The sequence below is a fragment of the Roseibacillus ishigakijimensis genome (assembly GCF_016595415.1).
Lineage (GTDB): Bacteria > Verrucomicrobiota > Verrucomicrobiia > Verrucomicrobiales > Akkermansiaceae > Roseibacillus > Roseibacillus ishigakijimensis.
Window position 1 is genome coordinate 39927 of sequence record NZ_JAENIO010000030.1, and the last position, 10635, is coordinate 50561.

The window sequence follows — 10635 nt, forward strand, 5'->3', positions numbered from 1 at the left end:
ATTCGTTATGAAAACACCCCTCCTCTTGCTCACCGTTCTGTTGTTACTACCCGTTCTTTCGGCTCAGGAATCGCCGAGGTGGCTTGTGCCCGAACGCCAGGCCGGGGGGATTGCCCTTCTCGGTTCGGCCGGGGAACCGGTCACCACGGCGGTGCTGGATGTCGGGCAAGGGCAGTATCTCAGTGGGGATTTCCTCGCCACTTCTCTGGTTGCTTCCCGTTGGCAGGGAGCAGATGCCCTTCCTGTGGGCGGGGGGGTGGTCGGGATGGGGCTCCGTGTCGCGCCCAGTGCCGGGGTCGCTGCCTGGACCTTGACCATGGATGTCTCGCGTCCTGGCGAGTGGTTTCTGGTCGTGGGCGGGCTCTTTCGCGATGATTCTTTCGCCCACGGCCCGATTGAGATTCTCGCTTCTTCCGCTGCCGGGACCGTGCCCCTCACCTTTTTGGGGAGTGGCACTTGGAATGACGGCGTTTCGCACTTGACCGGGGCCTTGGATTGGGATGCGGGCACGGGGAGTCTCTCTCCGGCAGTCGGCAATCAGGGTGATTCCGGTCTCGCCTTCTTCTCTCTTTCTAATGAGACGGGGGAGGTGGAATCCCTCGCTCTTTCGATTGCCCAAGGGTTTCCGCAGGGCGCGGGAGATGAGATTTTCGTCGCCGTCGGCTTCGAGCCCATTCCCGAGCCTTCCGTGATTGCTCTCATCGCACTTGGCCTCGGCAGCTTGTGGCGGCGGGTGCGGTGAGTAAAATTTCGCTGCTGCCTGACGGAGGTTTCTTTCGCCCTTTCGGCGCATTGCGCTAGACTGGGCCGTCATGGCGAGAGTGGATTATCCGGCGGTGGTCGGGGATTTGATTGGGGAATTGAAGCGTCTCCCGGGCGTTGGTCCGCGGAGCGCGGAACGCATTGCGATCTGGCTCTTGCAAAATGAGAGGGCCAAACCGCTGGAGCTGGCCGCCGCTCTCCATTCGGCAAAGACCGAGGTGCGCAATTGCCCGGTCTGCGGCTTTTTCGCGACGCTGGAAGGGTGTCCCGTCTGTGACGACACTCGTCGGGAGGATAGTCACATCTGCGTGGTGGAGCAGCCCGCCGAGGTGCTGCCCATCGAGCGCTCGGGGGCTTTCAAGGGGCGTTATCACTGTCTGGGTGGCAAACTTTCTCCGCTCGACAACGTCACCCCTGAGGACCTGCGCATTGGCCCCCTCGTGCGCCGGGTGAGCGAGAGCGCGGAACCGGTGGAAGTCGTGCTCGCCGTCGGTGCTGATGTCGAGGGAGAGGCCACTGCCAGCTATCTCGCGGACGTGCTGCGGGGAAAGAATTGTCAGGTCACGCGTCTGGCCCAGGGCCTGCCAGCTGGAGGCGGCCTGGAATTTGCCGATGATCTGACCCTCACCCGCGCTTTCGAGGGGCGAAAGCATTTTTAGCACGGCTCCAAAAAAAACCCGGAGGACACGAGGGTCGTCCGGGCGATTTGGGAAAAGCTTTTTTCCTAGTCGGTGGGGAGCTCGATGAAGCCCTCCAGCTTGCGGATGCGGGTGGGGTGGCGCATTTTCCGCAGGGCCTTCGCTTCGATTTGGCGAATCCGTTCGCGGGTGACTTGGAACTGGCGGCCCACCTCTTCCAGAGTGCGGCTGTAGCCATCCTTGAGTCCGAAGCGCTGCTCGAGGACCTCGCGCTCGCGTTCGGTGAGGGAGTCGAGCACTTCGATGATCTTGTCCTTCAGCATGGCAAAGCCCGCTTCCTCCATGGGGTTGTCGGCGGCCTTGTCCTCAATGAAGTCGCCAAAGCTGGTGTCGTCGCTATCCCCGACGGGCGCTTGCAGGGAAATGGGCTGCTGGGCCATCTTGAGAACGGCGCGCACGCGCTCGACGGGAAGGTGAATCTCCTCTGCGATCTCGTCCGGAGAGGGCTCGCGGCCATACTCCTGCACCAGCTGCTTCTGCACGCGCATCAGCTTGTTGATGGTCTCGATCATGTGCACCGGAATGCGGATGGTGCGGGCCTGGTCCGCGATGGAGCGGGTGATGGCCTGGCGAATCCACCAAGTGGCGTAAGTCGAGAACTTGTAACCCCGGCGGTATTCGAATTTCTCCACCGCCTTCATCAGGCCCATGTTGCCTTCCTGAATGAGGTCGAGGAAGGAGAGGCCGCGGTTGGTGTATTTCTTGGCGATGGAAATGACGAGACGGAGGTTGGCTTCCACCATCTCGGTCTTGGCTTTGTGAGCTTCCCGCATCCAGTGGCGCAGGTCGCTCTTGGTCTCTTCAAAGGACTCAGTCGTGCACCAGGTTTCTTGCTGGATTTCGCGCAGCTTGGTCTCGAATTCCTCGGCATCCTTGCCACCGGCTTCCACTTTGCGGGTGTAGCGCCAGAACTTGGTTTCGTAGTCATCAATGCGGTCGCAAAAGTCCTCCACCACTTTCTGTTTGAAGTAAAAGCGGCCGTATTGACGGGCCAGGCTGGTGAGGTTCTTGGCAAATTCCTCTTCCAGTTTCTTTTTGCCCCGGGGATTTTTGGCGGAAAGCTTGCGCCAGATGGAGGAAGTCTCCTCATGCAGGGTTTGCACCGAGAGGCAGAGCTTGGGCAAGATTTTCATGTAGCGCTCCCGGCTCTCGATTTTCTTGTCGAGAATCACGCGGTCGAAGCGCTCCTTGCCGCGCTCCAGCTTCTGCGCCAGTTCGAGATAGCATTGCGCCACGTAGCCAAAGCGGTGGAGATACTTCTGCACGTTGATCTCCGCGTCCTCGATGCGTTTGGAGATCTCGACCTCCTGCTCGCGAGTGAGGAGGGGGACTTGTCCCATCTGCTTAAGATACATGCGGACGGGGTCGTCGAGAATGTCCAGTTTCTCCGCCTTGCCGTCGTCGCTGGTGGCTGAGTCGTCGCTTTTCTTGTCCTTGAAGCGGTCGACATCGGAGGCGTCGATGATGTCGAACTCCATGCTGCGCAGGCGCTCGTAAATACCCTCGATGTCGGCGGGCTCGACCATGTCCTTGGGCAGGAGGTCGTTGACGTCATCGTGGGTCAGATAGCCCTGTTCCTTGGCCAGCTTGATGAGCTCGCGGATGACTTCCTGGATTTCCGGAGAGTCGAGGCGGCTTTTCGCCTTTTTGGGGGCAGAAGCGGCTTTCTCTTTGGGCGCTGCTTCTTTCTTGGCGGGAGCTGCTTTTTTAGCGGGCTTGGCCTCGGTCTTCTTGGCCGCGGCTTTCTTGGCCGGTGCTGCCTTTTTGGCTGCGGTTTTCTTGGCAGCAGGCTTTTTCGGAGCAGTTTTTTTGGAAGCTGTCTTCTTTTTAGCCGTAGAGGAGGTTGTCTTTGTTGCAGCTACCTTTTTTTTCGCCATGATTTTGTTGGAAGATGAGAGCTAGGGGCGCCTTGCTTGCGAAAAGCGACAATTCACCCATAATAGCAAGCGGAGAAGCCCGCAAGGGCCGAGACTCATGGACAAGGTTTCCTGATTCGTCAAGGACTATTGCTGTCGCGCAGCATCTTGTTGATTTCGTTGGCTTCGTTTAAGAGTTGTCCGATTTTTTCCGCGTCCAGGTGCGCTTCTTTGAGCTGGGAAGAAATTTCATTCAGTCGTTTTTGCAAAGACTTTTTGGCCAACTGGTTGAGGGCGCGGATGGCGTGGTCGAGGGGGCTGGCGGGGGCGGGTTTTTCCAGGGCGTCGGCCAGGGTGAGGCCCTCTTCCGGGGGAAGTTCGCCGAGAAAGCGGTTGAGCGCCGCCGGGTTGCCCGGATTGGGGCGGTGCCCCAGAATGCGGGCGAGACTTTCCGCCCCCGAAAGGCCGGAGACGGTCTCGAGCAGGCTTTCGGTCTGCTCGCAAAGCCAATCCTGCACGGTCAGGGACTGCAGGGCGAGCTGGCAGAGGAGGAGAACGGAGGGCTCGTAGACCTTGGCCTCCACGCGGGCGGGCTCGTCTTCCGCCGGGCTCTGATAGACTTTCTCGGCCTTGGTGCGGGCAAAGGTTTCGCGAAATTCTGGCAGTCCAAGTCCCAGGCGGGTGGCACAATGGGCCATCAGAGAATCCCGCGTGACTGGATCGCTGATTTTTTTCAGGTAGATGGCGAGGGTTTTGGCCAGATTGGCTTTTTTGACCGGTTGGCTCAGGTCGGTGGTGAGGATGGCGTGGTCGATTTGGTAGTCGAAGAATCCGCTCGCCTTTTCCAGCAGGGCGCGGAAGGCCTCCGGGCCCCGGGCTTTGATGAGGGAGTCGGGGTCTTCTTTCTCAGGGAGTGGGGCCACTTTCACTTCCAGCCCGGCTTCGGAGAGTTCGTTGAAGGCCTTGCCCACGGCCTTGTGTCCGGCCGCGTCGGAGTCGTAGCAGAGGATGGCGGTGTCGGTGTAGCGCTTCAGCAGGCGGGCATGGTCACTGGTCAGGGCGGTGCCGAGCCCGGCAATGGCGTTTTCCAGCCCGGCTTCGTGACAAGCGATGACGTCGATTTGTCCTTCGCACAGGAGGGCGAATTTTTCCCGGCCGATGGGGCGGCGGGCTTTGTCGAGACCAAAGAAGACCTTTGATTTCTTGAAAAGAGCGGTCTCGGGGGAGTTGATGTATTTGCCCGATTTCTTGTCCTCCACCAGCTGGCGACCGGAGAAGGCGATGATGTCGCCGTAGTCGTTGTGGATGGGGAACATGAGGCGATTGCGGAAGCGCACGTAGAGCCCCGCGCGGGGATTTTTCTCATCGCGGGGGGAGGCCATGCCGGTGCCGCAGAGCTCGCGGCCGTTGAAGCCTTCTTTCTTGGCCCAGGCGAGGAATTGGCGGGGATCATCGGGCATCCAGCCGACCAGCCAATGCTCCGCCATCTCCTTCCCGTAGCCGCGGCTGCGCAGGTAGGCCCGGGCGTGGCGGGCTTCGGGATCCTTCACCAGCAGCTCATGCATGTGGCGGGCGGCCTTGTTTTGGAGCTCGAGCAGGCGGGAGCGCTGGCGACGGGCCCGCTCGGCTTCGGGGTTCTCCACTTCTTCGATGATGGTCACGCCTGCCCGTTGGGCCAGCTCGCGCAGGGCATCGGGGAAGGGCATGTTTTTGAAATTCATCAGAAAGGCGATGGCATCCCCGCTGGCCTGACAGCCGAAGCACTTGTAGCGCTGGGTGGCGGGGGTCACGTAGAAGGAGGGGGACTTTTCGTTGTGAAAGGGGCACAGGGCGCGGAATTGCGAGCCCGCCCGCTGCAAGGGGACGTAGCCGTTGACCAGATCGACGAGGTCGGTCTGGGCGAGAATCAGTTCTTTGGTCTCGGGAGGGATGGTGGCCACGGTCGGGACCCAGTTAATCTGCTCCGCCTGCCGTTGGCAAAGGGAAGGAGAGAGATTTTTTCGGTCGCGGGGTCGGATTTCGTTGACCTTTTTCCTTTTCGCTTGGTCTCTAGCGCGCAGACCCGATTGAAAATGAATCCCAGCAAGACCTTTTCCCTCCTTCTCGCCAGTGCTCCCGTCCTCTTGGCCGCCACCGAAAAGCCCCTCGATCTGGAGGAAAAAATCGATCTCTCCGGAGTGGTCACCGGCTCGCCCTGGGAGGTCACTGCCGCTGCCAGCGTGGCCTTGGCGCAGGGCAATGCCGAGAGCCTGGCCTATTCCCTGCAAGGTCTGGCGACTTACGAGGGGCCGCAATGGGAGGGTTTGTTGGGTGCTGACTACTTTTATGCTGAAAATGAGGGCGTGACCTCCACCGATTCCTTGCGCTTGTTCGGGCAAGGCCAGCGCCTGTTGGGTGAGCGTTTCTACCTGGGAGCGGCCGCGAGTTATCTCCAGGACGAGCTCGCCGACCTCGACTATCGGGTCGATGCCGCCGGGGTGCTGGGTTATCATTTCCTCAAGGATGATCGCACGAAGCTCTCCTTTGAGTTCGGTCCCGGCTATGCCTGGGAGCAGCAGGGCGACGAGCGCGATGACTTTGTGACGCTGCGTTTCGCGCAACGCTTCGAGCACGAACTGAGCGTGCGTTCCAAGGTGTGGCAAAGTGTGGTCATGACCCCGCGGGTGGAGGATTTCGGCGACTACTTTCTCACCTTCGAAGCTGGAGTGGAATCCCGTCTCAGCGAGCACTGGGCCTGGCGTGCCAGCCTGCGCTACCTTCACGACAGCACTCCCGAGGCGGACAAGGAGGAGGGGGATCTGGCCCTGCTCTTCGGCCTCTCTTATGCCTTGGGGGGGCTTCCGGAAGCCGCTGAAGAAGGTCGCCGCACTCTGAAGCCTGTCGAGGAGGCGGCCACCGACCCCAAGATGGGCTGGGTCTCGACCGCCGCGCTGGGTCTCTCTTTGGCGAAAGGAAACTCCGACAGCCTGCAGGGCAACGTGGCTTACCACAGCGCCTTCCGCAGCGAGCGTCGCGAGTTCTTTTTCGATGGCTCCTACGCCTATGGCCAGAGCGATGGGGATACCTCCACCGACGCGCTGGCCGCCGATGCCCGGTTCAATTGGCTTTTCAACGAGCGCCTCTACCTCGGCACCGGGGTAGGGTATCTGCGCGATGACGTTGCGGAGGTGTCCTACCGGCTCACTCCCAATGTCCTGCTCGGTTATTACCTGCTCAAGAACGAGACCATGACCCTCGCCCTGGAGGGTGGACCGGCCTATGTCTTTGAGGAAGTGGATGGGGTGAGCGACAACTACTTTGCCTTGCGGGCGGCCGAGCGCTTCACTTGGAACATCGGTCCCCGTCTCGACTTCAAGCAATCGCTGGTGGTGGATATCGACCCCAGTGATGCCGACAATACCCTCACCACCCTCAGTGCCCATCTCGACGCCGACCTCAGCGAGAAACTGGCCTGGCGCTTGGCCGGGACCTACGTCTATGACAATCAGCCCGGAGAGGGGCTCAAGGAAGAGGACCTCACTCTGACTTCTGGGATCGCTTACGAATTTTAAGGGGAGGCTTTTCTCTTGCCGACTCTGGAGTCGGCTTCAAAGGCATAGGAACAAGGGTTCAAGATGGCTTCGATAGTGAACTCGGAGGTAGCAATAGGACTTCTCCGTGACCCTTGTTCTTCAGTTTTTTCTTGATGTGGGAAAGTTCTTCACTTGTGAGTTCTCGGCTATCGAGGACTTCAATGAAAAAGAGCGGTGCTTCACTGATTGAGGGGATGCCTTCTTTTGGGGCTGAGTAGACGGGGCTAAATTGATAGCCCTTTTTTGGGAAATAGCTCTCAAACTCACGCGCCAGCTGCTCTCCTTCATCTAAAAAGTTCTGCAGTTGAGACCATTCCTGTTGAGTCATGCTCGAAGATTGGGTGTTTTCTTTTTTGCATGCGCTAGACAGGATGGCTATCGCGAGAAAGAGTTTGATAGAGAGCGGCTTCATAGGGCGTGCTTTGGTTGAGGCAAGAAGAGGCTCTACCTCCTCCGCTTGGCGCGATCGAAGCGGGAGCTGCGGCTGTTGGAGGAAGCTTGGGCCGAAGGTTGCGTTGGTTGCGGACGCTGGGACGGGGTCTCTTTGCTCGGTTCGGTGGCCTGGTGCGCGGTAGCGGTGGCTTTGACCGGTTGGCGGGTTCTCTTGGCCGTGGTTTTTTTCGCAAAGGCAAATTGCGGCAAGTGCCAGCCCATGCGGGTGATGAGGGCATCGGCGAGCATGAGGAGAAGGGCGGCGAGAGCCAGGGGGACACGCAAGTCCGAACTAGCGGTCAGAGGAGGGTGTTGCCAGGCTTGGGAGAGGTCGAGGAGTTCGCGGCCTCCGCTGGCGAGGGAGGTGGCCCGCAGCTCGGCCAGCCGCGTGGGGTCGAAGTCCCATTCGGTGGAGGAGCCCACCGCGAGGGGGCCAAAGGAGAAGGCGTGGGGCCCGGCTTGCACCGCGCCCCGGATGACGGCGCCTTCTTCCAGCTCCCGGGTCAGGCTGAAGTGTCCGGGGGCCAGCCGCTGCCAGGTCACTTCGTAGGGCTGGCCACTGCCTTCGCCATCAAGGAGCTTGATCACGGGGGGGTGGAGGGCAAAGATGGGATCCCATTCCTCCAAATCGTAGTGCAAATCGAGGGTGAGGGTGGTGCCTTCCAGCCGGTGGCGGAGACCGAGACCGGGGGGAATGGCATCTCCGGCCAGCCAATTGGTCACCGATTGCAGGAAGTCGCCGTAGCCAGGCCATTGCCGCGTCCTTTGGGAAAATTCCCCGCCCAGCGGAAAGGAGATTGCCATCGTGCGCCCAAGCCCGCGTCGGGCATGGGCCACCAGTGGGGCCAGATATTCGTCCTGGGCCACCAGCAAGGTGGTGGCTTCGGGCCGGGCATAGGAGAGATTGTAGCCATCGACTTCCTCCAGCCAGGCGATTTCCTTTTGAAAAATCTCTGCCCCCCGCCCGCTGGCCAGAGTGCCCACCGGGTCGTTGAGAAAGGCTGACCGCGCAATGGTCACCGTCTCTTGGGCAAAGAGTTTGGGAATATCGAGAGGCTTGTCGGTGAAGAAGATGCGGCCATTGCCTCGGGTGGCGATGTCTTCCAGCAGGGCGGCATCGGGGTCGGCCTTGGTGCCGAGACCAATGACCGAGACCGTGGCCCCGGCATTCTCCATCTCTTGCAGGAGAGTCTTGTAGTTGCCCGGTTCTTCACTATCAGCGGCGTCGGAAAAAAGGATGATGTGCTTGGTGCCCACTTGTGAGGTCTTCAGCTGGTCCCAGGCCGCCTTGAGCCCGCGGTAGACGAAGATGCCACCGCCTTGCGATTGCATGCGCAGGGCTTTGTCGATGAATTCGTTCTTGCGATTGCCAATGCGGGTCAAAGGCAGGATGCGGTGGGGCTCGGAGTCCACCGCCAGCAGGGCCACCTCATCCATCGCTCCCAGCAGCTTGATGGCCTCGGCGGTGCCGTTATTGGCCAGCTGCATTTTGGTCACCGGTTTGCCGGCCGCAGGCACGGTCATGGCCATGGAGCCGGAGCGGTCGATGATCACGGCCATCGCGACCGAGAGCTTGCGGTGCTCGTTTTTCAACTCCATGGAGACGGGCAAAAGCTCGTCGAGAGCGGATTGAAAGTAGCCGCCAGCCCCGAAGGACTGCTTGCCGCCAGCCATCAGAAAGCCGCCTCCTTGCTCCTGCACATAAAAGGGTAGGGCGGCGAGGAAGTCGCCGGGAATTTCAAAGGCAGGGACGTTGTTGAAAATGACTGCTTTTGCTCCGGAGAGCTGGCCCGGGCGCAGGGTGGCGGGGTCGCGCACGACGTCCAGGGTGTAGCTTTGGTTGACCAGCACCTGCTCCAGCGGGTCGGGCTCGTATTTGCTCACCAGCAGCACGCGGGGCCCGCCGGTGATGGTGATCCAGCGCTCGGTTCCATTGTTGCCCGGGTGGGCATCGGGGATGGGAGGCTCTGCGGCGGCGGGAACGATTTCCGCCCGATAATGGTAGGAGCCGGTTGCCGCCAATCGGTCGGTGAACTCGCTCTGCGCCACTCCGTTGACCAGAGTCACGAGGGTCTCGCTGAGCAGTTGATCGTTGCGGTAGATTTTGAGGGGCAGCTCCTTGTCCTCGGCTCCGCGCACCGTGAGGGACAGGACAAAGGGCTCGCCGCTCTGGGCTTGGTCGGGCAGGACGAGACGAGTGAGGGCGTAGTCGTCGGTGGTCTCGTCGCGCACCAGGCGATAGTCCAGAGGCACCCCGCGGGCTTTCAGCTGGGCGGTGGCGGCGGCGAGCGATTCGGTGGCGAAGCCGTCGGTAAAGGCTAGGACCCGGGCGGGCCGATCGTCCTCGGCCAGCGCGAGGGCATTCTGGATGGCCAGTCCGGTGCGGGTGAGCTTGCGCGAGCCGGTGTAGAGCCCCCGGTCGTTTTGCTCTTGCGCGATGACTTCCGCTCCGTAGTCGATGAAGCGCAGCCTATCCTTGCGCCCCGGACGGCTTTTTTCCAAAAGCTCCCGCCACTCCGGCAGCCCCCGGTCGATGAGGTCCTCAGTGGAGTCCGAGCGGTCGAGAAGGACCCAGAGGTCGAGCACCTTTTGTTGGCGACTGTGGTGGGGGTCGGCCAACAGGAGGGTGAGGAGGGCCAGCAGGAGGAGACGCAGGGGACGGAAGAGGCGGAGGCGCCGCCAGACTAGCCCGAGCACCAGCAGCGCGGGGAAGAGGAGCAGGAACTCGGGGTGGGCAAAGGACACGGCGGCGCGGGGAAGGCGGGCTAGAGAATGGTGACGATTTCGGTCTTCACCGAGTTGGCGAGGAAGCACTCCTCATGGGCCTTGTGGTGCAGTTCGGCGAGCTTCTCGGCGGAAACCTCCACCCCGTCGGCGAAGGTGACTTGCGGGTGGAGCTCCACCCGGGTCAGGACGGGTTTACCCTTTTCCCCTTTCTCCAAGAGGCCCACGGCCTCGTCCTGGTAGCTTTCAACGGTCAGTTTTTGCAAAGAGCAGAAGGCGAGGAAGGTGAGCATGTGACAGCTGGCGAGGGAGGCGGTGAAGACTTGCTCGGGGTCGGGCAGTTCGGCCTCGCCCTGATACTCGGCTGCCGCGCTGCAGGGGAGGCGGTGGCCATGGCCAAAGCTGACCTCGTGATTGCGGGAGAATTCCTTGTAAGTGAAGGGGGCTTCGTCGCGGGTCCAGCTCAGGTGGGTGGTGTGTTGGGACATGCCACTACTGTGGCCAGTGCAGAGGGGTTGGCAAAGTGGAAAATGGAAAATGGGACGGGGCTTGGGGGGACGGGGCTGCGGTTCAAAAGACAAAAAAAGCGGC

The 10635-nt window shown here is 60.9% G+C and carries 8 protein-coding genes; 3 read left to right on the forward strand and 5 right to left on the reverse strand.

The annotated features are described in order from the left end of the window. The first annotated feature begins 7 nt into the window (after window positions 1-7). Together JIN78_RS11765 and recR are read left to right on the forward strand one after the other, a co-directional pair. Window positions 8-742 carry a PEP-CTERM sorting domain-containing protein gene (locus tag JIN78_RS11765; protein ID WP_200392172.1) on the forward strand — a complete coding sequence of 245 codons (735 nt, stop codon included), beginning with the start codon at window positions 8-10 and terminating at the stop codon, window positions 740-742. 70 nt (window positions 743-812) lie between these two features. Then, window positions 813-1421, forward strand: a complete 609-nt coding sequence (recR, locus tag JIN78_RS11770) for a recombination mediator RecR (RefSeq protein ID WP_200392173.1) — start codon at window positions 813-815, stop codon at window positions 1419-1421. Window positions 1422-1486: 65 nt separating this feature from the next. On the opposite strand, the gene rpoD is transcribed toward recR, so the two are convergent. Next, the gene (gene rpoD / locus JIN78_RS17765; protein WP_200392174.1) at window positions 1487-3337 is read right to left on the reverse strand and encodes an RNA polymerase sigma factor RpoD; all 1851 of its coding nucleotides are present in this window, start codon (window positions 3335-3337) and stop codon (window positions 1487-1489) included. 119 nt (window positions 3338-3456) lie between these two features. Beyond that, entirely contained in the window at window positions 3457-5256 is a 1800-nt protein-coding gene (gene dnaG, locus JIN78_RS11780; RefSeq protein ID WP_200392175.1) for a DNA primase, read from the reverse strand. 132 nt (window positions 5257-5388) lie between these two features. On the opposite strand from dnaG, the gene JIN78_RS11785 reads away from it, so the two are divergent. Then, window positions 5389-6867, forward strand: coding sequence for a DUF481 domain-containing protein (locus JIN78_RS11785; protein WP_200392176.1), 1479 nt, complete (start codon window positions 5389-5391; stop codon window positions 6865-6867). A gap of 58 nt (window positions 6868-6925) precedes the next feature. Here the strand turns inward: JIN78_RS11785 and JIN78_RS11790 are convergent, their stop codons facing one another. The 3 genes from JIN78_RS11790 to JIN78_RS11800 all read right to left on the reverse strand — a co-directional run. Beyond that, window positions 6926-7300: a hypothetical protein gene (locus JIN78_RS11790; protein ID WP_200392177.1), complete on the reverse strand. Its 375-nt coding sequence runs from the start codon at window positions 7298-7300 to the stop codon at window positions 6926-6928. 32 nt (window positions 7301-7332) lie between these two features. Then, window positions 7333-10065 carry a vWA domain-containing protein gene (locus JIN78_RS17770; protein ID WP_200392178.1) on the reverse strand — a complete coding sequence of 911 codons (2733 nt, stop codon included), beginning with the start codon at window positions 10063-10065 and terminating at the stop codon, window positions 7333-7335. 20 nt (window positions 10066-10085) lie between these two features. After that, the coding region (locus JIN78_RS11800; protein ID WP_234037958.1) for an OsmC family protein at window positions 10086-10635 on the reverse strand (550 nt) is incomplete at its 5' end.